At 70.3% G+C, this 21723-nt stretch carries 17 protein-coding genes and 1 tRNA gene; 9 read left to right on the top strand and 9 right to left on the bottom strand.

The window, feature by feature from the left end; genetic code table 11:
* Positions 1-66: 66 nt before the first annotated feature.
* Positions 67-240, top strand: coding sequence for a hypothetical protein (locus FOJ82_RS16150; RefSeq protein WP_185975649.1), 174 nt, complete (start codon positions 67-69; stop codon positions 238-240).
* Between the two features lie 314 nt (positions 241-554).
* Here the strand turns inward: FOJ82_RS16150 and FOJ82_RS16145 are convergent.
* Positions 555-633, bottom strand: a tRNA-Gln gene (locus FOJ82_RS16145).
* Positions 634-779: 146 nt separating this feature from the next.
* Between FOJ82_RS16145 and FOJ82_RS05990 the strand changes: the two genes are divergently transcribed.
* From FOJ82_RS05990 to FOJ82_RS05980, 3 genes are all read left to right on the top strand, one after another.
* Positions 780-1349, top strand: a complete 570-nt coding sequence (locus FOJ82_RS05990; RefSeq protein WP_143937560.1) for a DNA-3-methyladenine glycosylase I — start codon at positions 780-782, stop codon at positions 1347-1349.
* Positions 1350-1378: 29 nt separating this feature from the next.
* Positions 1379-2668, top strand: coding sequence for a hypothetical protein (locus FOJ82_RS05985; protein ID WP_143937559.1), 1290 nt, complete (start codon positions 1379-1381; stop codon positions 2666-2668).
* A gap of 75 nt (positions 2669-2743) precedes the next feature.
* Complete coding sequence (locus FOJ82_RS05980; RefSeq protein WP_221933066.1) at positions 2744-3397, top strand: TetR/AcrR family transcriptional regulator; 654 nt, start codon at positions 2744-2746, stop codon at positions 3395-3397.
* On the opposite strand, the gene FOJ82_RS05975 is transcribed toward FOJ82_RS05980, so the two are convergent.
* The 5 genes from FOJ82_RS05975 to rsmI are packed head-to-tail and all read right to left on the bottom strand — an operon-like array spanning position 3359 to position 7382.
* Positions 3359-3874, bottom strand: coding sequence for a MarR family winged helix-turn-helix transcriptional regulator (locus FOJ82_RS05975; protein ID WP_246099777.1), 516 nt, complete (start codon positions 3872-3874; stop codon positions 3359-3361). The genes FOJ82_RS05980 and FOJ82_RS05975 overlap by 39 nt on opposite strands.
* 1 nt (position 3875) lies before the next feature.
* On the bottom strand, positions 3876-4778 hold the full coding sequence (locus tag FOJ82_RS05970) for a 4-(cytidine 5'-diphospho)-2-C-methyl-D-erythritol kinase (protein WP_143937558.1): 903 nt from the start codon (positions 4776-4778) through the stop codon (positions 3876-3878).
* A 9-nt stretch (positions 4779-4787) separates the two neighbouring features.
* Positions 4788-5654 (bottom strand): 16S rRNA (adenine(1518)-N(6)/adenine(1519)-N(6))-dimethyltransferase RsmA, encoded by an 867-nt coding sequence (gene rsmA, locus FOJ82_RS05965; protein WP_143937557.1) that lies wholly within the window; start codon positions 5652-5654, stop codon positions 4788-4790.
* The gene (locus FOJ82_RS05960; protein ID WP_246099776.1) at positions 5647-6519 is read right to left on the bottom strand and encodes a TatD family hydrolase; all 873 of its coding nucleotides are present in this window, start codon (positions 6517-6519) and stop codon (positions 5647-5649) included. The genes rsmA and FOJ82_RS05960 overlap by 8 nt, the downstream gene beginning before the upstream one ends.
* Positions 6516-7382, bottom strand: a complete 867-nt coding sequence (rsmI, locus tag FOJ82_RS05955; protein WP_143937556.1) for a 16S rRNA (cytidine(1402)-2'-O)-methyltransferase — start codon at positions 7380-7382, stop codon at positions 6516-6518. Before rsmI ends, FOJ82_RS05960 begins: the two co-directional genes overlap by 4 nt.
* A 62-nt stretch (positions 7383-7444) precedes the next feature.
* Between rsmI and FOJ82_RS05950 the strand changes: the two genes are divergently transcribed.
* Together FOJ82_RS05950 and FOJ82_RS05945 are read left to right on the top strand one after the other, a co-directional pair.
* Complete coding sequence (locus tag FOJ82_RS05950) at positions 7445-9007, top strand: dolichyl-phosphate-mannose--protein mannosyltransferase (protein ID WP_143937977.1); 1563 nt, start codon at positions 7445-7447, stop codon at positions 9005-9007.
* Positions 9008-9173: 166 nt separating this feature from the next.
* The gene (locus FOJ82_RS05945; protein WP_221933050.1) at positions 9174-9650 is read left to right on the top strand and encodes a glycoside hydrolase family 95 protein; all 477 of its coding nucleotides are present in this window, start codon (positions 9174-9176) and stop codon (positions 9648-9650) included.
* Between the two features lie 23 nt (positions 9651-9673).
* Here the strand turns inward: FOJ82_RS05945 and FOJ82_RS05940 are convergent, their stop codons facing one another.
* A complete protein-coding gene (locus FOJ82_RS05940; RefSeq protein ID WP_143937554.1) occupies positions 9674-10789 on the bottom strand; it encodes an FAD-dependent oxidoreductase in 1116 nt (371 codons plus the stop codon).
* A gap of 50 nt (positions 10790-10839) precedes the next feature.
* Between FOJ82_RS05940 and FOJ82_RS05935 the strand changes: the two genes are divergently transcribed.
* Together FOJ82_RS05935 and FOJ82_RS05930 are read left to right on the top strand one after the other, a co-directional pair.
* Complete coding sequence (locus tag FOJ82_RS05935) at positions 10840-12288, top strand: uracil-xanthine permease family protein (protein WP_143937553.1); 1449 nt, start codon at positions 10840-10842, stop codon at positions 12286-12288.
* 29 nt (positions 12289-12317) lie between these two features.
* Complete coding sequence (locus FOJ82_RS05930) at positions 12318-12806, top strand: flavin reductase family protein (protein ID WP_143937552.1); 489 nt, start codon at positions 12318-12320, stop codon at positions 12804-12806.
* Positions 12807-12810: 4 nt separating this feature from the next.
* Here FOJ82_RS05930 and FOJ82_RS05925 read toward each other — a convergent pair whose 3' ends face one another.
* The gene (locus tag FOJ82_RS05925; RefSeq protein ID WP_143937551.1) at positions 12811-13545 is read right to left on the bottom strand and encodes an SDR family oxidoreductase; all 735 of its coding nucleotides are present in this window, start codon (positions 13543-13545) and stop codon (positions 12811-12813) included.
* Positions 13546-13679: 134 nt separating this feature from the next.
* Here FOJ82_RS05925 and FOJ82_RS05920 point away from each other — a divergent pair, with 134 nt between their 5' ends.
* On the top strand, positions 13680-14663 hold the full coding sequence (locus FOJ82_RS05920) for a ribokinase (RefSeq protein WP_221933049.1): 984 nt from the start codon (positions 13680-13682) through the stop codon (positions 14661-14663).
* Positions 14664-14746: 83 nt separating this feature from the next.
* On the opposite strand, the gene FOJ82_RS05915 is transcribed toward FOJ82_RS05920, so the two are convergent.
* Positions 14747-21712, bottom strand: a complete 6966-nt coding sequence (locus FOJ82_RS05915; protein WP_143937550.1) for a family 43 glycosylhydrolase — start codon at positions 21710-21712, stop codon at positions 14747-14749.
* Between the last annotated feature and the right edge of the window lie 11 nt (positions 21713-21723).

Raw genomic sequence — 21723 nt, 5'->3', positions numbered from 1 at the left:
CTCCAAACGTGCTCCTGGATCGGCCAGTTCTTACCCATGCTGCTGTGACTCGTTAGTCTTGATGGCATGGATCCCACCACTGCAGCCACCGGCGGTTTCGGCTGGTTCACGCTCGCGTTCATCAACGCCGGCCTCGCTCAGGGCAAGGGACGGAGCGGCTTGAACTGGTTCCTGCTCTCCATTCTTCTGGGCCCGATCGCGACCATGATCGTGGTGATCACGCAACCCCTGTCCCGTTGACTGGCCTGTAGTCACGCCACGGAGGTCGAAGGCCTCCCGCAGGACGCTCTCGCTGCTCCCCCAAACCGTCGCGTCGCTCAAGGCGTGGCGCAAGAGCCGCGGAAGGCTGAAGCCCGAGGATCTCCTCTTCCCGGGAGGGCCTAGTTGCGGCCGATCCGTGAGTGGAGCGCTTGGCACCGGAGACGGAGCCGTGCGTACCAGTCAGTCTCGGGGGCACTGCCGCTCATCGGCGCGTCGGCCAGAGGTCGCAGAGGCGGATCACTGTTTTTTTGCACGTATCGGCCCTGAAATAACGAGATCCCAAGTCAGAGCGGCTCCCCGGGTAGGAGTCGAACCTACTTCGCTAATCCTGATTCAAAGTCAGGCGGGCCCTGCCGAAAGACCAACCGGGGAACGGCCCCGTCAGGGGCCTCCGACAATCTTAGCCGGGATACACGTCGAGGGCATTGGAGGCGACTTGTCCACAGGTTCGGGCGTTGCGTGGCGGACCGCACCCTCGCGCGACCATCATGTGGGTGCACGGATGCGGAGGAGGAACCATGGACAGGATCAGGTGCTTCGGGTCTGGGGACCCGCTGTACGAGCAGTACCACGACGAGGAGTGGGGGCGGCCGGTCGAGGACTCGCCCGACGAGCGGGAACTGTTCGAGCGGCTGGCCCTCGAGGGTTTCCAGTCGGGCCTGAGCTGGATCACGGTGCTGCGAAAGCGGGACGCGTTCCGAGAGGCGTTCAAGGACTTCGCGCCCGCGGAGGTCGCGACCTTCGACGAGGGCGACGTCGAGCGGCTGCTGCAGGACGCCTCGATCATCCGGAACCGGATCAAGATCCAGGCCACGATCAACAACGCACGCGCCCTCGTCGCACTCCACGACGACGGCCGCCGGCTGGCCGACGTCATAGGCTCGCACGCCCCGCCCCCCAGGGCGGAGCGGCCAGCCACCTTCGCAGAGGTGCCGAGCAGCAGCACGGAGTCGGTGGCGCTGGCGAAGGACCTCAAGAAGCTGGGATTCAGGTTCGTCGGACCCGTCACCATGTACGCGACGCTGCAGGCGATCGGCTCGGTGGACGACCACCTCGCCGGCTGTTGGCTGGTCACCGGCCAGCGGTGACCGACCACCCGGTGTGAGAGTCTGTCGCGGTGGTTGAGCTCACCAGGACCTATCCGATGCCGCTGCACGTGATGGTGCTGCGCTACGTCACGACACTGCTGGTCCGCACCGCCGCCGTCTGTGGGGCGCTGTTCCTCGTGGTGCTGGTGCTCGGCCTGGCCCTGGAGGAGGACGCCCTCCCCGTTGCCCCCGAGGTGGCCAGCGGCCTTGACGCGTTCCTGCGAATGTTCATGGGCGTCGTCGGGCTGGGCGGGATCTTCGGCGTCCTCGCCATCGCGGCGATCGCCCACGACCTCTACCGGCGGGAGCAGCGCTCGACACTGGACGCACTCGTCGACGACGGCATCGCAATCAAGGAATGGCCGCCGGTCAGATGGCAGCGAGAGGCCATCGGCGACTCGCTGCGCGGCACCATGATCCTGTCCTTCTTCGGAGTCGTGCTCGGCCCGATCGCGCTGCTCGCCGGCATCTTCACGTTCGACGGCAGCGACCTCGGCTTCAGCCTCGGCACCTTGGGCGTCGCCCTGGTGATCACTGCCGCGTCCGTCCTCGGGATCCGCAGCGCCCTGCGAAAGACCACCAGCAGCGCCAGAACGCTGTGGGGAGAAGCGTGGCCCGAGCTCCACCGCTTGGAGCCAGGCCGCAAGTACTCCGACGGTGGGCTGCAGACGCTCAACAAGCGCGAACGGGCCAGGACCGCCCGGGCCAAGGCCAGGTTGGAGGCAGCCCCGCCGGAGCTGGTTCGGCTGGACCGGATCGACGGGGTCGCCGCCACAGTGATGAACACTGCTGCGGTGGTGCTGGGGCTGTGCGCAGCGGTCGTAGCCCTCCTGACCCTGGTCAGGAAGCCCTGCCGCAACTGCGAGGAGCGGAGCTTCGGCGAGACGACGGAGGGTCTCATCGACGTCGCAATCCTGGCCGGGGCGGTCCTGCTGCTCGTCGGACTCGTCGTGCTGGTGCTGGGGACGGCCCTGGAGGGGTGGGTGACGCTCCGGTTGCGCAGCACGGTCCTGGGCATGGCAGCTGATCCCGCGTCCGAGGCCCCACCGTGGTTCCTGCTGCGCCGGCTCCTCCTCGAGGAGACACCCCTGGAGTCCCTCACAGGGCACCTGCACACGGTGGGAGCCACCTGCCTCGCCTTCGGAATCGTGGGGACCCTCACCGGCGACGTCTATCCGTTCGACGAGTGGAGCGCACTGTTCCCCGTGCTCAACACCATCGGCAGCATCCTCCTGCTGTTCCACGCATCCGGCTGGTTCTGGAACCGCGAGCCCACACGCCTGCAGAACGAGGCGCTCCTCGTGCGCTGGCCAGAATGAGGCGTGGCAACGCATGAGACAATGGTGAGCGTGTCGAATCAAACTCCCTCGCGTGCCCGGCGGACCCGCGTCCGCATGACCTCGGCGCAGCGACGGGAGCAGCTGCTGGAGATCGCCCGCGAACTCTTCGCCCGCCGCGGCTTCGAGGGCACCTCCGTCGAGGAGATCGCTGCGAGGGCCGGCGTCAGCAAGCCCGTGGTCTACGAGCACTTCGGCGGCAAGGAAGGCGCCTACGCCGTCGTCGTCGACCGCGAGGTCCGAACGCTGCACGAAGCCATCCGCTCCGCACTGGCCACACCGCACGCCGGTTCCCGCGAACTCCTGGAACTCGGCGCACTGGCCCTGCTCGGATACATCGACCGCTGCCCCGACGGCTTCCGCATCCTGAGCCGCGACTCCCAGATCGGCAACCCAACCGGATCGTTCGCGTCCATCCTGAGCGACATCGCGGTCCAGGTCGAGGACCTGCTCGAGGTGGAGTTCGCGCGGCTCGGCCACGACCCGCAGTTCGCAGGCCTCTACGCCCAGGCGCTGGTGGGACTCGTCGCGCAGACGGGCCAGCAGTGGCTCGAGCACCGCGAACCGGACCGGTTGGTCGTCGCCAGGCACCTGATCAACCTCGCCTGGAACGGCATGGCCCACCTGAAGCCCGAACCGAAGCTGGTCACCGAGATCAAGGCCGAACGGCTCTCAGCCGACCGCTCCGCCGAGGAGCTTCCGCAGGGCTGAGGCCAGAGCGTCGGACTCCTCCCGGTTCCAGCCCTGCAGCAGTGAGGACTCCAGCTCCAACAGCTCGGTGAGGGCGGAGTCCACCAATTCCCTGCCCTGGTCAGTCAGCGCGACGACGGCACCGCGGCCGTCGCTCGGGTGCGGCTCCCTGGTCACCAGACCCCGACTCCGGAGCCTGTCGATGCGGTTCGTCATCGTGCCGGAGGTGACGTGGGTCTCCTTCAGGAGCTGGCCGGGCGACAGGCGGTACGGCTTCCCCGCCTTCCGCAGGGCTGCGAGCACGTCGAACTCCCAGTTCTCCAGCCCCTGGCCGGCGAACGAGCGCTTGCGGTGCTGCGCCAGCACCTCGGAGAGCCGGTGAATCCGCGACCACACCTCCATCGGGTGCACGGCGAGGTCCGGACGTTCGCGGCGCCAGGCCGCGACCACCTCGTCCACCTCGTCGACGCCGCTCCGGCGGGAATCCTGCTCCGACACGTCAGTCCACCACCTCGGCACCGGGCACTGGCCCGGTGGCGCTCCGGACGGCGCGCACGCCGCTGAACACTGTGAGGGCCTCAGCCACGAGCGCCGCGGACTCTGGCGTTGAGGAAAGGAACGCGCAGGACGGCCCGGAGCCGCTCACCACGGCCCCGACCGCCCCGGCCTGGAGACCGATCTCGAGTGTGCTGGACAAGGTGGGCAGGAGCGCTACGGCGGGCTCCGCGAGGTCGTTGACCAGGGCGGCACCGACGGCGGCTACGTCGCCGGCCGCCAGGGCCGCGATCAGCTCGGCGGGGATGTCGGTGGGCCGGGGTTCGCTCAACCTGTCGAACTCCTTGAACACGGTGGGGGTCGACAGCCCACCGTGGGACAGCGCCAGGGTCCAGTGATAGGTCCCGGCGGTGGTCAAGGGCGTCAGCCGGTCCCCCCTGCCCCACCCGTGGGCGGTGTTGCCCAGCAACATGAAGGGGACGTCGGCGCCCAGCTGCGAACCCAGCTCCATGAGTTCGGCGGTGGTGGCGCCCAGCCCCCAGAGCTCGTTGCAGGCCACCAGCACCGCGGCCGCGTCGGCCGATCCGCCGGCCATGCCCCCGGCCACGGGGATGCGCTTGCGCACCAGCAGTTGGACGCCGGCATCTGCCACGTCATGGGTCCGGGCGAGCAGCTTGGCGGCGCGCATGGCCAGGTTGGTGTCGTCGGTGGGCAGGAAGGCCGCCCCCTCACCACGGAACGCGAGCCGGAAACGTCCCGGTTCCTCGGGCTCGGCGGTCACCTCGTCGTAGAGGGACAGCGCCTGGAAGACGGTCCCCAACTCGTGGTAGCCCTCGGGGTCGGTGGCGCCGACTCGGAGGGCGAGGTTCACCTTCGCGGGCACGCGGACCCGAACAGCCGTGGTCACGCTTGGAACCTACCGCACCCACGCGTCACGGGCCGCCAACTCGGACGCGATGCGGGCGAACTGCTCGACGTCGAGGACCTCTCCCCTCACCTGCGGGTCGATGCCGGCGGCCTCGATGGCCTCGGTCGCGACGCCGCCTACCCTGGCAGCGAGAGCGGCCCGCAGCATCTTGCGGCGCTGCGCGAAGGCGGCATCGATGACGGCGAACACCTGTTCCCGCGTGGCGGTGGTCTCCGGCGGGTCGCGTCGCTCGATCCGGACCAGCCCGGACTCGACGTTCGGCACGGGCCAGAAGACCTTGGGCGGCACGGTCCCCACCCTGCTCGCCGACGCATACCAGGCGAGCTTGGCGCTGGGCACGCCGTAGGTCTTGGAACCGGGGGGCGCAACGAGCCGGTCAGCGACCTCGAGCTGCACCATCACCAGGCCCGTGCGCCACTGCTCGAAGCGCTTCAGCAGGTGCAGGATGACCGGCACGGACACGTTGTACGGCAGGTTCGCGACCACCGCGGTGGGCGCCTCCCCGGGGAGTTCCTCAACGAGAAGTGCGTCCGAGGTGACGACATGCAGGCGCGCGGCCGCCTCGTCGCCGAGCCGCTCCGCCACGGTCTGCGGCAACCGTTCGGCGAGGCGCTCCTCGATCTCCACGACGGTGACCGCGCGGGCCTGCTCCAGCAGCCCGAGCGTGAGGGAGCCCAGTCCGGGGCCGATCTCGAGGACCACGTCTTCCGCGCCGATCCCCGACAGGGAGACGATGCGCCGCACCGTGTTGGGGTCGATGACGAAGTTCTGGCCGCGCTGTTTCGTCGGGCGCAGGTCGAGTGCCGCCGCGATGCGCCGCACCGAGTTCGGGTCGAGCAGTCCGGTCTCAGGCATCGTCTTCTCCCCAGGGGCCACCGAAGGCGGCGAACGTGTTGGCCATGACGGTGTTGCAGAAGGCATCGAGCTCCACGTCGAGCAGGTCGGCCAGGAACCTGACGGTGTGTGGGAGCAGGTAGGGGGCGTTGTACTTGCCGCGCTGGGGCTTGGGCGTCAGGAACGGGGCATCGGTCTCCACGAGCACCCGGCTCAGCGGCGTGGCCCGGGCGGCCTCCCGCAGGCTGCCGGCGCTGCCGAACGTGACCACTCCCGGGTAGCTCAGCCAGAACCCGCGGGAGACGCACTCCTCCGCGAAGGCGGCGTCACCGGAGAAGCAGTGCATCACCACGCGTCCCGGCGCGCCGACGTCGTCGAGGACTCGCAGGATGTCAGCGTGGGCGTCACGGTCGTGGACCACCAGGGTCAGGTCGCGCTCCTTCGCGAGCGCGATGTGCCAGCGGAAGGACTCCTCTTGGGCGCTGCGGCCCTCGGGCTCGCGGGTGCGGTAGTGGTCGAGGCCGGTCTCGCCGATCGCGCGGACGTACTTGTTGGCCGCCAGTTGCCGAATCGACTCGAACTCGGCTGCCAGTGCTGCACGGCCGCCGGACGTGAAGGTGCGGGCGGCGTCGTTGGGGTGCAGGGCGATGGCAGCGACGACGGTGGGCTCGTGGGTGGCGAGCTCGACGGCGTAGCGCGAGGAGACGACGTCGCAGCCCACCTGGACGATCCGGTTGACCCCCACCCGGGCGGCCAGCGCGATGGAGTCGGAGACCTGCAGGCCGGAGTACTCGGTGGTGGTGTCGGCATGGGTGTGGTTGTCCACCACCGGCCGCGGCAGCGGCTCCGGCAGTGGCGGCAGCCCCAGCTCCTCGAGCACGCTCACTTGGTGTCCTTCCCCGGCTTCGGCGGCCGCGCGGCCAACGCGGCCTCGTATAGTTCCTTGCGGTTGGTGCCGGTGGCCTCGGCCACGGAGCGCACCGCCGCCGACAGTTTCTCACCTTCGGCCACGCGGGCGGCCACCAGTCCCAGCGCGTCGTCGGCGGACGTGACCACCTCGGGCGCGCCTGCAACCACCACTGTCACCTCGCCGCGGACCCCCTCGGCGGCCCAGAGGCCCAGCTCGGCGAGGTTCCCCCGCACCACCTCCTCGTACGGCTTGGTGAGCTCTCGGCAGACGACCGCAGCCCGATCCCCGCCCAGCGCGGCGGCGGCGCTGGCGAGGAACTCCTGCAGCCGGTGCGGGGCCTCGAAGAACACCATGGTGCGCTCCTCCGTCGCCAGCGAGTCCAGCCGGCTCCGGCGCTGGCCCTCCTTGCGCGGCAGGAACCCCTCGAAGCAGAACCGGTCGGTGGGCAGCCCGGAGACGGCGAGTGCGGTCAGCGCGGCCGAGGGGCCGGGCACGGCCGTGACCCGCAGGCCGTGCTCGATGCAGGCCGTGACGGCGCGGAACCCCGGGTCGCTGACCGACGGCATCCCGGCGTCGGTCACCAGAGCCACCTGCTGCCCGGCCTCGACCGCGGCGACGAGCTCACCGGTGCGGGTGGCCTCGTTGCCCTCGAAGTAGGACACGACCCGCCCGGAGGCCTCCACGCCGATGCGACGCATGAGGGTGGCGAACCGGCGCGTGTCCTCCGCGGCGATGAGGTCCGCCGACGCGAGCAGGTCCCTCAGGCTCTGGCTCGCGTCGCGGTGCGATCCGATGGGGGTGGCGGCCAGGACGAGGGCGCCGCCGGTTGGGTTGGTCATGCGATCAGCCTAGATGCGGACGTGGACCCCTTCGTCCCGGGCACCCCTAGAATGCTCACGTGCTGACAACGGTGGAGGCGCTCGAGGACGGGCGAATGAAGGATCGACGGGTGGCGTGGCTCGTCACCCTGGGGATCACAGCCCTGGCCTTCGTGCTCCGGCTCGTGGGCCTCGGCTTCCCCCGCACGATCATGTTCGACGAGACCTACTACGCCAAGGACGCCCTTGCCATCCAGCACGGCGGCTACGAGCGCGACTGGGCCGAGCCGAACGACGAGATCAACCAGCAGTTCGCCGACAACGACTTCAGCGGCATCCTCGACGACCCGTCCTTCGTCGTGCACCCGCCGCTGGGAAAGTTGTTCATCGGCTGGTTCGCCGAACCCCTGCACTGGGGTGCGTTCGGGTGGCGTTTCGGCGCCGCCGTGTTCGGGGCCCTCATGGTGCTGCTGGTCATCCGCATGGCGCGGCGCCTGTCGCGTTCCACGCTGGTCGGCGCAGTCGCCGGCATCCTCGTGACCTTCGACGGACTGGCCTTCGTGATGAGCCGGATCGCGCTGCTCGACATCTTCCAGGCGACGTTGGCCGTCGCGGGGGTGGCCGCACTGGTGGCAGACCGGGACTGGTTCAGGTTCAGACTCGCCCGCTGGCTGCGCAAACGTGACCTCCCGGACCTCGGTGGGAAGTTCGGTCCGGTCATGCTGTGGCGGCCCTGGCGGATCGTGGCCGGCATCATGTTCGGCGCCTCCTGCGCCGTGAAGTGGAACACCATCTACATGGTTGCGGTGTTCGGCATCGTCACCGTCGTGTGGGACCTCGGTGCCAGGCGCCTGGCCGGCGGTGGTGGCTCGCGAAAGTACTTCCTGTCCATCCTCGCCGACGCCCCCGCCGCGTTCGTGCACCTCGTCGTCGTCGCCGTCCCGGTCTACCTCGCCTCCTGGTACCGCTGGCTGGGCACCACCGGCGGCTACTACCGGGACTGGGGCGCCAACAACCCCGACGACCCGGTGGTGCAGCGCTTCGGCACCGCGCTCGGATCGCTGTGGCAGTACCACGTGGCCGCCTACAACTTCCACACCGGCGACGGCATGAAGGAGGCCACCCACACCTACGAGGGCCACCCCGCAGGCTGGCTGGTGATGGCCCGCCCCATCGGCATCTACGCCGAGAACGGGATCGAGCCCGGAGAGCAGGGCTGCGACGCCGTCGGCACCACCTGCCTGCGCGTCATCTCCGCCATGGGCACGCCGCTGCTGTGGTGGATGGCTGCGATCGCCCTCGTGGCCGCGTTGTGGTTCTGGCTGGGCCGCCGCGACTGGCGCTTCGCGGTGCCGCTGCTCGCCATCGGCTCGGTCTGGCTGCCGTGGTTCCAGTACGCCGAGCGTCCCCTGTTCTTCTTCTACGCCATCATGATCATCCCCTTCTCCGCCACGGCCCTCGCGATGGTGCTGGGCAGGTTCCTCGGCCCCGCGGACGGACCGCAGCGCAGGACGCGCGCGATGTACGTCGGGATCGCCGTCGGGCTGGTCGTGGCCAACTTCGCCTTCATCTACCCGGTGCTCACCGCGGACCTGATGACCAGACCGGAGTGGCTGGCGCGGATGTGGTTCGGGACCTGGATCTGATCACTGGGACCGCGCAGAGTAGCCCAACTGGTTGACAGTCCCGAAGCCGCATGAGTTCGATGGGCGGACCGGCCAGGGTTGGCCGCCGAACCGTGTCGACGACGATGGGTGATCTCCTGTGCGAATCCGAACCGCTCTGCTGTCAGGTCTTGTGGCAGCGCTGACAATGGCCGGGACAGTGGTCCCGTCACTGACTGAGTCGGCAGCGGCCGAACCAACCACACAGCAGGACCCCCTTGTCCTGACCTACGGCGCCCCGGCCCCGCTGAACGGCTGGCAGGAGGAGTCGCTTCCCATCGGCAACGGCGCGCTGGGGACGTCGGTGTTCGGCCAGGTGACGGCCGACGAGCACCCGGTGGGCGAGACCTTCGTCCGGGAGACGGGCTGGCACTTCAACAACCTGAGCTACCTGCCCCTGATGAAGCGCCAGGCCTGGGCGAACAACCCGCTCGGGGTCCCCGGCACGTTCACCTCCGACGACCGCCGCTGGCGCACCGAGTGTGACACGGCCAACACCGGCAGGGGTGGCTGCCGCAGCTACATCTGGACGCTGGTGGTGGACCAGACCAGCACCCCCTCCGGCTGGCAGTTCGACGAGCGCTGGGACTGGGTGTTCAACAACCAGGTCTCGTTCAGCCGCTGACCAAGAGGTGACGCGGAGGCGCGTCAGTGGCCGAGGAGCCGCTGGCGCAGCCCCCGCGCCGACGCACGCAGGCGCGAGGACATCGGCAGCGCGTTGTTCTGGTGCGAGGACTCCAGGCCCAGCAGCAGCGCCGCGAGGAAGGTGCCGCTGGCCGTGCCGTTCATGAGCTCGCCGCGGCCGTTGCCGCGTGCGTAGAAGCCGCCAGGTATCGGCGAGGCACCCACTGCGGGGCGGCCGTGGTCGCTGGGGTCGATGGCCATGGTGCCGCTGCGCAGGTCGGTCCCGCCCAGTCTGCCCGTGACGAAGCGCTCCAGCTCGGCCACACCGTCGCCGCGCCCGGACGCCGGGTACTTCGGGCCGTAGGCCACCGCCTCGTCACCGTCCGGGCGGACCAGCCAGACCGGTGGCCCGGCGCTGAGGGTCACCACGTCGGGGACCTGTGCCACCCGGAACCGGACCCGCGGCACGTACTGCGCCGCCCCGTTGCCGGCCATCCGTCCCCATGGGCTCACGCCGAGGGTGTCGACGACGGCGACCGCGAGCATGGAGTGGACCTCCCGGGCCCAGGCCAGGTTGGGACGGGCGGCGACGGCGGTCACGCCGTCGCGCCGCACGAGGTGGGTGACGGTCATGTCGTAGCGGATGTCGGCGCCGGCGTGCGCGGCCTGCGCGGCCAGGGCGCCGGCGTACTGAGCCGGGTCGACGAGGATGGCCTCCGACACGATCCCCGCCCCCGGACGTCGGGTCTCGTCCCGGCCCAGCAGCCGGACCTCGGCCCCGGCGGAGGCGAGCAGTTCGAGCGTCGGCACCAGCTCGCGGTCGAGCGCGACGCCAAGTGAGTGGTCGTGCAGCGGCAGCACCCGGTGCGGCACGTCGCCGGTGGCCAGCACCCTGCGGATCTCCTCCATGCCGACGAGGTTGCGGCGCACGTGCTCGTTGACCGCCTCGGTGCCGTAGGCGGCCGACATGGTGGTCACCGTGCTGCTGTGCGCACACGCGGCCACCCCGTGCCCGATGGCCGCGGAGGCCCCCTCGGGGTTCGGATCCAGCACCACGACGTCGAATCCGTCGGTCGCGAGGCGTCGGGCCGCCGTCAGTCCAGCCACACTCGCACCGATCACCACAACGTCGTGCACCATGCGACCAGCCTAGACCCGCTAACATTCCGCCGTACGGAAGGGGCCGGGAGATGCTCGGATGGAAGCTGCACAACAACGGTGACCTACTGCCCGGGGCGGTGGTGATGCCCGGCGAGCGGCTCGGTTGGGGACGCACCGTCGGACTCGGCGCGCAGCACGTCGTGGCCATGTTCGGCGCCACGTTCGTGTTCCCGCTGCTGATGGGTCTGAACCCGCAGCTGGCGGTCATGATGAGCGGCATCGCCACGCTGGTGTTCCTGTTCGCCGTCAAGAACAAGGTGCCCAGCTACCTGGGCTCCAGCGCCTCCTTCGTGGGCGTCGCCACCGCCGTCTACAGCATCGGCGGGAATCCCGCCGACCTGACCGGTGCGCTGTTCGTGGTGGGGCTGACGCTGTTCATGGTGGGTCTCATCATCCACTTCGCCGGGGCCCGCGTCATCCATCGCGCCCTGCCGCCCGTGGTCACCGGCGCCGTGGTGATGCTGATCGGCTTCAACCTCGCCCCCGTGGTGGCCGGGGTCTACTGGCCCCAGGACCCGTGGCTGGCCTTCATCGTGATGCTCGTGGTGATCGCCCTCAGCGTGGGGCTGCGCGGCTTCCTCGGCCGGATCGCGATCTTCCTGTCCCTGGTCATCGGCTACCTCCTGGGCTGGGTCTTCGACCTGGTGCTCGGTCCGCGCAGCACCGTCGCCGAGGACGGCACGGTCACCGAGGCCCTGCGCGTGGACTGGAGCGGGGTGGCCGCCGCCGACTGGTTCGGCCTGCCCCCGGTGACCGACCTGGCGAACTGGGTCTGGAACGGCGAGGCCAACGTCGTCGGACTGCACCTGCCGAGCTTCAGCCTGGCCGCAATCGTCGTCGCCCTCCCAGTGGTGATCGCGCTGATCGCGGAGAACACCGGCCACGTCAAGGCCGTCGCCGAGATGACCGGCGAGGACCTGGACCCGGTGATGGGACGGGCCATCGCAGCCGACGGCGCGGGCTCGATGATCGCCACCTTCGTGGGAGCCGGACCCACCACCACCTACGCCGAGAACATCGGCGTCATGGCCGCCACCCGCGTCTACTCGACCGCGGCCTACGTCGTGGCCGCGATCGTCGCCATCGCCTTCGGTTTCTCCCCCAAGTTCGGCGCCATCATCTCGGCCACCCCCGGGGCCGTGCTGGGCGGCATCACCGTCGTCCTCTACGGCATGATCGGCCTGCTCGGCGCCAAGATCTGGAAGGAGAACAACGTCGACTTCGGCAACCCCCTCAACCTGGTCCCCGCAGCGGCCGGCATCATCATCGGCGTCGGTGACGTGCAACTCCCGATCGGCGAGACCTTCAGCCTGGGCGGGATCGCCCTGGGCACCATCGTCACGGTCGCCCTGTACCACCTGGCCCGCGCGATCGCGCCCCGCGAACTGCGTGAGGCCGCCGACGGCGCCAACATGTTCTACGACGCCCCGGGCATCTACACCAGCGAGGAGGATCCCGAGGGGCAGCCACGGCAGTGAACCTTGTCCCGGCCGATAGCTTGGGTGCCATGGATGAACTGGCTGCCGCGTTCCGGGAGGCGATGAGCCGCGTCTCGGCCCCCGTCACCATCGTCACCACCATGCAGGACGGCGTGCCCCACGGCACCACCGTCTCCGCGTTCGCGTCGCTCTCGGTCCATCCGCCGATGGTGCTGCTGGCGCTGGACAACCGCGGCTCGCTGGTGGGTCGGATCCGGCAGACGGGCAGGCTGCTGGTGAACGTCCTCGCCGAGGACCAGGCCGAGACCGCCATCCGGTTCGCCACCCCGGCGCTGCCGGACCGGTTCGAGGGTGTCGACTGGACGCAGGACCACGGCCTGCCGAGGCTCTCCGGCGCGGCGGCGTGGCTGCGCTGCGAGCACGTCGTGCTCGAACCCGGCGGCGACCACACCGTACTGCTGGCGACGGTCGCCACCGCGGAGTCCGCCGAGCACGGCGGACTGACCTACTACCGTCGCCAGTTCGGCTCGGCGGACCGCGCGATCAGCCTCCCCTGAGCAATCAGGCAGAGCGGCGGGGCTTGCTGGCCTCGCCGTCCTTGCGCAGGTGCACCTCAATACGGGGCCGCACCGAGACGTCGGTGATCTGGGCGTCTGCCGGCGCGTCCACGACGTAGCGCACGGCCTGCGCGATGGACTCAGGCATCAGGTAGTGGTCCTCGTTGTAGTCGTCACCCGCCTGCGCCTGCATGGAGCGCATCATGCCGCTGTTGGTCGGCCCGGGCGCGATCGTGCTGACCCGCACCCCGGTGTTGGCCTCGTCGATGCGCAGCGTGTTGGCCAGCCCGAGCAGCGCGTGCTTCGAGGCGGTGTAGACGGCGTGTCCGGGTGCCGGGACGCGGCTGGCACCCGACCCGATGAAGATCACGGTGCCCTGCGACTCGCGGAGCCTCGGCAGGGCCAGGCGCGTCAGTTCGGCGGGAGCGATCACGTTGGTCTCGAAGTGCTCGCGCCAGTCGTCGGCCGTTGCCGTCTCCACTGTGAAGCGGACGGAGATCGCTGCCACGTGGACGAGGACGTCGATGCGCTCCAGCGGTTCGACGACCGCTGCCAGTCCGGCGTGGTCCGACAGCGCCACCGCGTGGGTGGTGACACCGTCGAGCTCGGCGAGTTCGGCCAGCACCTCCTCGTTCCGCCCCAGGGCGACGACGTCGTGCGTCGCGACGAGGTTCTCCACGGTGCAGCGTCCCATTGCACCGGTGGCGCCGGTCACGATGGCGAGGGGTCGGTCAGTCATGCGGTGTCCTCCGTCTTCCAGGGTCGTGCCACAACCTACTCCGTCAGGCGCGCGCTACCGACGAGTCCAGATTCCCGGCGGGGTCACGGGCGGATATCGTGAGCGCAACAGACCACCTTGTCCCAGGAGGAACCGTGAGCGAGACCCAGCAGGCCACCATCAACACAGGCGCCACCAGCGAGGCCGCGGCCCGCGGGGGCGTCCTGGTGGTGGGCTCGGCGAACATGGACCTCTACACCCGGCTGGACCACATCCCCGTCGGCGGCGAGACCATCCTGGGCTCCCCGATCTGGACCTCTCCCGGCGGCAAGGGTGCCAACCAGGCGGCCGCCGCGGCACGGTTGGGGGCCGACGTGCGGTTCGTCGGGCGCGTCGGCGACGACGAGTACGGCCAGAGACTGCGGCAGGGTCTCCTCGACGCGGGCGCGGACGTCTCCCTCCTGCGCACCGGTGACTCCCCCTCCTCCGTTGCACTGATCCTGCTCACCCCCGACGGCGAGAACTCGATCATCGTGTCACCCTCCAGCAACCAGCACGTCAGCCCGGCCGACGTCGACGCCGCCTGGCAGCCGGGGCAGCCGGCGGTGGGGGCCGTCGTGTGCCAGCTGGAGATCCCGCTGGCGACGGTGGTGCACGCGAGCGAACTGGCGCAGCAGCACGGCGCCCGATTCGTGCTCAACGCCGCACCGGCGCAGGAACTGCCCGCGGACCTCGTGGGTCGGGCGGACCCTCTGGTGGTCAACGAGTCCGAGGCCGAGTTCCTGCTCGGCACCACTTCCGAGGCGCCGTCCCACACGCCGGAGACGCTGGTCCGGGGACTGCTGGAGCTGGGGTCGCGCTCAGTGGTCCTGACCCTCGGGGGCGACGGCGCCGCCGTCGGCGTGAACGGGGGCGGTTTCCGCCACGTCACCGGCTTCCCCGTCCCGGTGGTGGACACCACGGGCGCCGGTGACGCGTTCGTCGCCGCCCTCGTCACCCGCCTCGTCGCGGGCGAGGACCTGTTCGAGGCCGCTGACTACGCCAACGTCGTGGGCGCCCTCGTGGTCCAGCACGAGGGCGCCCAGGCCTCCTACCCCGACGCCGCCGAGGTGGAGGCCCAGATCGCCTCCCAGAACTGACTCGACCAACGAGGCGCCTCCGACCGCTGGTTGAGTAGCGGCGCGAGGAACGAGCCCGCGTGTCGAGACCAACTGCGGTTGGTTCAGTTCCTGAAGCGCACCAGGTTGTTGAACACCCAGCCGCTGCCGACCGTCCACGTGTAGGAGCGGCAGCCGTTGCGGCCGGTCGTGACGGTGTCGCACTCGGTGCGCCAACGCCGACCGTCGGTCGCCGTCCACTCCCCCGTCACGCCGAGCGGGTTCGAGGCCCACTGCGCACGGGTCATGAACGGCAGGTAGGTGAGGTTGTTGAAGACCCACCCCGAGACGCCGTTCGCGCTGGACCAGATCTCGGTGCGGCACCGGATGGTCTGCGAGTACGGCTCGCAGGTGGTGTGCCACCAACGACCGTTCACGCTGTGGAACCCGGGGATGGTGTAGACGTCGCCCCGGGGCGGATCCACCGTCACCGTTGCCGTCGGTGCCGGCGCGGGCGGGGTGGGTCCGGCGGTCGGTTCCTCCGACGGCTCCTCGGAAGGCTCCGTCCCGCCACGCACCGTCACGACGGCGGTCACGGTGCGGAACTCGTCGGCCAGTTCCTGGGCCGCAGTGACGTCCAGCGCGAGATGGCCGTTTGCCCGCACGTTGATCGCCTTCACCGAGGTGTGGCGGTCCGGGTCGAACAGGCCCCCGGCACCGGGCTGCCCGGCGTGCGGGTCGGGGTGGGGCCTGGCGTGGTAGACCAGCACGAGGTTCCCGTGCTCGTCGGTCACCACGGAGTTGTGGCCACCACCGACGTGCGGGGCACCGCCGATCTCGCCTTCGTGGGTGTCGTGGGCGTTGAACGCCGAGAACGGTTGCCCGGTCCAGCTGTCCCGGTCCCGGATGTCGCTGCCCACCTCGGCGCGCATCACAGCGAGGTTGTAGTACTTGTCCACCGTGGCGCCCGAGTAGATCAGGTAGTGGAAGTCACCGTGGGTGAACGTGTACGGCCCCTCGATGATGCCCTGGTCGTTGCCCTCCGGGTTGGACTGGGTGATGCTGCCGTCCCAGACGCCGTACTCGAAGGGCCACTGCAGATCCTTGATCCGCGACGGCGTGCCGTCGAGGGCGGGGAACTCGCCCTCCGCGGTGACCGCCTCCACGACCTCCAGCCCGGCCGAGCGGGGCATGATCCAGTAGCCCTGCCCGGAGGACTCGTCGAGGAAATAGTTGACGTCGAACGACGGCGCCCCCGCCAGCGGGCGGATGGCGTCGTCGTCGCCCCAGTACTGCGGATCCAGCATCTTCCCGTCCACGATGTCCTGGGTGGTGCCAAGGAACGGGATCAGGATCGTGGCGCTGGTCCAGGTGTGGGCGGCGCCGGCGGGGCGACCCGCTGTGCCGTAGTCGTGGGCACCGACCACCATGTACCAGGTGCCATTGATCCGGTGCACCTCGGGCGCCCAGAAGAAGCCGCCCCAGCGATCCCCCACCTCTGAGGTGCGCAGCAGGTGCTCGGGGGCCTCGGCCAGGCCCTCGATGGTGGTGGCGCGTCGCAGTCCGACCGCGCCGTAGCTGGTGCGCTCGTCCAGCAGCGCCCCTCCACCGTCGGCGTAGTAGGAGCCGGTCGCGTAGTAGTGGCCGTCGTCCGGGTTGTGGAAGATGTGCGGATCGGCACGCTCCTCGATGAAGGGGTAGGCGTAGTCGTCCTGGACGACGGTTCCGCTGATCTCGTGGGTCCCCGCGCCTGCGGTGCGGGCGGCATCGAGGTCGGCCCGCGACCACTCGACGGCGAGGTCCTTGGTGGAGCCGTCGCTGTAGTCGAGGGTCACCGTGCCCGGCAGTTCCACGTCGTCCCAGCCCGCGAACTCCAGCTCCGGCGCCCGCACCCCGGTGTTGACCAGGGACCCGTAGGCGGCGGAGAAGGCGGCGCGCTCGTCGGGGGTGATGGTGGTGACCGACGCCTCGTCGGCCAGCGCGCCCTCGGGCACGGCACCGTCCCACGCGGGACGCACAGCGCTCGACGGCGAGACCACCGGCCTCGCGTCGCCGCTGAGGTCGTCGAGCACGGTGACGTGCGCATCGCCCTCGCCGCCGGCGTCGCTCCAGTAGACCTTGTAGTCACCGGTGGCGGCGTCCGCGACGATCCTCGGGTGCCCGACGCGGGCGGAGGTGTCCGTCGTGACGGGGACCCTGCGCTCGTCCGTGACCAGGAGGTCCTGGTCGAGGTCGAAGACGTAGACCACGTGGCGGTTGTTGTTGGCCGAGGCCACCACCCCGAGGCTCCCGTCGTGGTGTCGGAAGAACGTCGGCGATCCCAGCTGCCAGTCCGCCCCGGCCTGGGACTTCTGGTCCCCGTCCCAGGTGGCGTAGCCGATGGCCTTGCCGTTGTTGAGCGGCAGCCAGCCGGAGGCACCGTCGTCGAGCGCGACGTGCAGGGCGTCGGAGCGGCGGCTGTCCGGGGAGGCGAGGAGGGACTCGCCGAGGAACACGTTGCCGCCCGCGAGCGGGTAGCTCAGCAACTGTCCCCCGTCAGGCAGGATCCGCGCGTCGGCACTCACCTTGGCATCCCCGACCGTGGCCGTGACGTGCACCTCGACGGGCTCGTCCTCGGGCAGCGTGACTCGACCGTCGGAGCCGATCCAGCCCTCCGGGGCGGCCGTCCACGTGACGTCCTCGGACCCGGCCGTGGTGGGCAGGTCGCCGGTGATGGTGGCCGGGATGGCGAGGTCTGCCACGTCGACGACGGGCTCCCCTCCATCACCCACCACGATGGTGGCGCTCACCCAGCGGTTGCCGGGCAGCACCTCGCGCTCGGCCACCAGGTCGAGGACCGGGGTGACGCCGTCGGCACGCCACTGCACCAGCCGGACTCCCGACTGCCGCGCCCCGCCGTCCGGCTTGGCGTGGATGGCTGTCATCAGGTCCCCCTCGAGGGACGTGAAGTAGGAGTTGTGGCCGGGACCGAACTGGCCCGCCACCGACGCCGAGGTCAGCAGCGGTGCGTTGCTGCCGGTCCACGATTCGGGGTCCAGGAGGTCCGTCCCCGCTTCGGCGGTGAGGGAGCCGACGACGTAGGTGTTGTCGACCCCGGAGCCGGAGATGGTGACGATGATCCTGCCGTCCTTGTGGAGGGCGAAGGGCCCCTCCACCACGGGCGTGGTCTGCCGGTCCCAGCCGTACAGGGGTCGGCGGATCTGGACTGGATCGCTGGTCAGCACCGACGGGTCGGAGGGGTCGATGCTCGCGATGCTCAGGTAGGCACCCGCGGCGGGGGCGGTGCGAGTGGACTCCGACCACATCACGTAGTGGTTGTCACCGTCGTGGATGTAGGTCATGTCCAGCGTGATGGCACCGGTGGCCGGGTCCACCAACGGCTGGCCGTTGGGGAGGGTGACCAGTCGGTGGTCCTCCCAGTCGGCCGCGTTCGCGGGCTCGCCACCCTGCCTGAGCGGCTTCACGACGGCCTGGACAGTGTTCCAGGTGCTGGTGCGGCCGCGGGCGTAGAACAGGTACAGCTGGCCGCCGACCTCGTGCACCTCGGGCGCCCAGGCCAGGTTGCCGCCGTCCTCGACGATCCGGACGGGAGTCGCGTCGCGCAGGCCCTCGATGGTGTCGGACTTGCGGATGTCCAGGCCGCGCTGGCCGCCGGACTCGTTGGTGGCGATCCAGTAGTAGGACCCCTCGTGCACGAACACCGTCGGGTCGGCCGAGGCGCCCGGCACGAGCGGGAACTCGAAGTCGGTGACCTCGAGGGTGCCCGCGACCGTGTAGGTCCCGTCGACGGAGGTGTCGACGGCGGCGAGGTCGTCGGCGTCCCACTGCACGCGCTTGGTAGCGCTCGACCCGTCGGAGTAGTGCGCCACGACGTCGCCCAGTGCTGTCGCGTCGGGCACGTCGGCCCCCAGTTCGAGGCCCAGCGTCGGCCCCTCGTCGACGGTGGTGTTCACCACCTGGGTGAACCTGTCGCGCAGGACGTCGGCCTCCGCCTGTGTGACGGGCAGCGAGTTGCCCGGGAGGGCTGCAGTGATGCCGAGCTGGGTCTCCTCGGATCCGAGTTCGGCCTCCCTGTCTGCGGGCACGGGCCGGCCGAGTGAGACGAGGTCCGCCGTCTCGGCGCGGAAGTCCGCACCTGCGGCGTCGGTCCACCAGACCCGGTAGGCGCCCGTCGCCGCATCCAGGGCGGCGGCGGGATCGTTCACGCTTCCCGAGGTGGGCACCGCGATCGTCCGCTCCGTCCAGGTGATCAGGTCCGGGGACTCGAAGAACAGCAGGTCCCGCCCCGGGAGACGGTTGCCGTCTGCGTCACCGGGCACGGCCAGGACGCCGAAGCCGGCGTCGGCGAGCCGGAACAGGTGCGGCTGGAGCAGGGTTCGGGTCTCGCCCCGGAGGGTGTCTGCGACGTCGAAGTCCGCCTGGGCGAACAGGATCGCCTCACCGAGGTTGAGCACCTCGGTGGCGTCCCCGTCCCGGAGGGCCAGGTGCAGCGCCGAGGTGACCGGTCCCGCAGGCGTGCGGGTGTAGCCGCTGGCCAGCGGTGAGCCTTCGGCCAGCACCCGCACGGTGAACGACTTGGTGGCGCTCTGGCCGTCCAGTGTGATGGTCGCGGTCAGTTCGACGGGCTCGGAGATCCCCGCGGCAGGCGGTGTGGGTTGGCCCTGCCAGGTCACGTCCGCGCCGTCGAAGCTGGTGGGCAGCTCCGTGCCGGCGGACAGGAAGCGGGGCAGGAAGAGGCCGGCCGTGGCCTGCTCGAGGGCGGTGCCCTCGACCGTGACGACGGCGCTTGCCCGCACCGGTTCCGCCGTGTTGTCGGAGAGGGTGGAACCCGCGATCTCGCCGCCGACCTCCACCACCCCGGGGGACTCGAGGTCTTCGGCATCGATGGCGTCCCAGGTGACGGCCTCCTCGCGGGAGGCGCCGTCGGACGTGTGGAGCCCCACAGTGGCGGGCAGTTCGGGCTGGACGCCCGGTGCGGTGGTGACGGCGACCTCGTCGACGGCGACGACGTCGGCCGCGCGGACCGCGTCGTACTCGGCCTTGGTGAGGTTGAGCACGCCGCCGTGCTTGGTCTCGGGCAGCATGCCCTGCAGCTGCGACTGTGGCAGCGCCGTCCAGTCCGCCACCCCGATGTCGGTGGTGGTGAAAGGGCGGTAGCCCTGCGCGGAGCCGCCGTACTGGTCGACGAACAGGAACCAGCGATCCCGGCCATTCTCCTGGAACAGCAGTGGCCCCTCCACCTGGCCGTACTCGGCCTGGCCGATCTGCGTCTGGTGCGTGGTCCACGAACCGGTGTTGGCGACGTCCCACCACTGCGGCTCGGTGGTGCTCTGGAACACGATGCCGCGGCCGCCGTTCTCCTTGAAGGCGCGGTAGGTGACCAGCTCGCCGGCCGCGTTGCGGAACTGCTTGACCGTCATGTCGATCGTGTCCGTGCCGGGTTCGCCGACGTAGAGCTGCCGGGCACCGTCCGGGTTGCGCTGGTCCCAGTCCGCCTGGGTGAAGTCCGTGGTGAAGCCGTGCAGGGTCTCGCTCGATGACTCCCCCGCGTGCTGTGGGTCGGCCTCGTCGAAGATGTTGGAGGACCAGTAGAGCACGAACGCCCCGAGGTCCTCGTCCCACGTGGCCTCCGGCGCCCACGCGCGCCCGGCGGTGGGCGGGGCCACCTCCACGAGTCGGGGCTCGCTCCAGGTCACGAGGTCCGCCGACTCCCAGACGACGAGGTTCAGGCTGTGGTGGGTGTACTGGTACCAGGGGCAGTATCCCTCGGGCACGCCCGCGGGGCAGTCGCTGCCGGGTTCGATCCAGACGCGCAGGTCCGTGCCGACGACGTAGTAGGTGCCGGTCTGCGGGTTGCGCACCAGCACCGGGTCCCGCACCCCGGTGGTGCCGAGGTCGTTGGTGAGGATGGGCTCGCCGCCGTTGAGGCGCGTCCAGGACATGGGGTTGTTGCCGTTGGACACGTCGAGGTAGATGCGCTCGGCGTAGCCGTCAGCGTCCTCGACGAAGTGCACGAACAGGTAGCCGTAGTCGTCGGCGGCCTCGGCCTGTGCCCTGATGGTGATCGGGATCTCCCGGGTGGCCTGCTGGCCCCGCACGGAGGCGGTGGCGGTGAGGGTGCCGGTGAGATCGGCCTCGCCTGCCGCCGGCTGGGTGATGGTGGCGGTCACGCCATCGTCGGCGATCTGGACCTGCGGCAGGTCGGAGCTCCAAGTGACCTCGCCCTGCGGGCTGGGCAGCACCAGCCGTGTCGTGTCGGCGGTGATGGCCGTGAGGTCCTCGAGGACGCCGGCGGCCGCAGCCGTGAACGAGTCGGGGTGGAGGGCAGCGTCGTCGTCGGAGATGGTCATCAGCTCGTCGGCGCCGAGGGCCCGGTCGTAGACGCGGAACGTGGCGACGGCGCCCTTGAACAGGCCGTCCGGCCAGGGCGCGCGCCCGATGGTGTTCATCGACTGGTCCGCGATGCTCGCCGGCGTGAGGCCGGCGGTGTCGCCCTGGCCGACGAGGACGCCGTCGAGCCAGGTCGAGATGGTGCCGGCGTCACCGTCGATGACGGTGGCCAGGGAGTACCAGCGGTCGGCGTCGAGCGGGTGGGACGCCGCAGCGTTGCGTTCGCCACCGTTGGAACCGGTGGTGATGGCGGAGCGAACATTCTGGCGGGCGGAGGCGAACAGGTACTGCTGGGTGTTGTTGTCCGCCCCGATGTTGTAGAGGAAGTGCCAGTTGGCCAGCATGCTCGCATCCACCTTCATCTCCATCTGGATGGTGGCGGAGTTCTCCCCCACCAGCAGGTCGTCGGGAAGCCGCACCCAGTTGCCGGCGCTGGTCTTCGCACCGCCCACGAACGTGAGGGCGCTGTCCGCCCACTGCTCGTCGGCGGCGTTCTGGACCACCGCCGGCCCGAAGGAGCCGTCCGCGCCGTTGGGCACGGTGGCACCGTCACCCGGACGTGCGGTGAAGGAGTAGGAGGCGAGCAGCCCGTCAGTGGGCTCCTCCGCCCCCGCGGGGGCGGCCCCCAGCACCGTTCCCGATGCCAGGAGTGCCGCCACCCCGGCGAGGGCGACCACCGATCTCGTGCGGTTCCCGGTCATTGTTACCTGCC

The sequence above is a fragment of the Tessaracoccus rhinocerotis genome (assembly GCF_007197885.1).
Classification (GTDB): Bacteria; Actinomycetota; Actinomycetes; order Propionibacteriales; family Propionibacteriaceae; genus Arachnia; species Arachnia rhinocerotis.
This window is presented reverse-complemented; position numbering and strand designations above follow the sequence as displayed.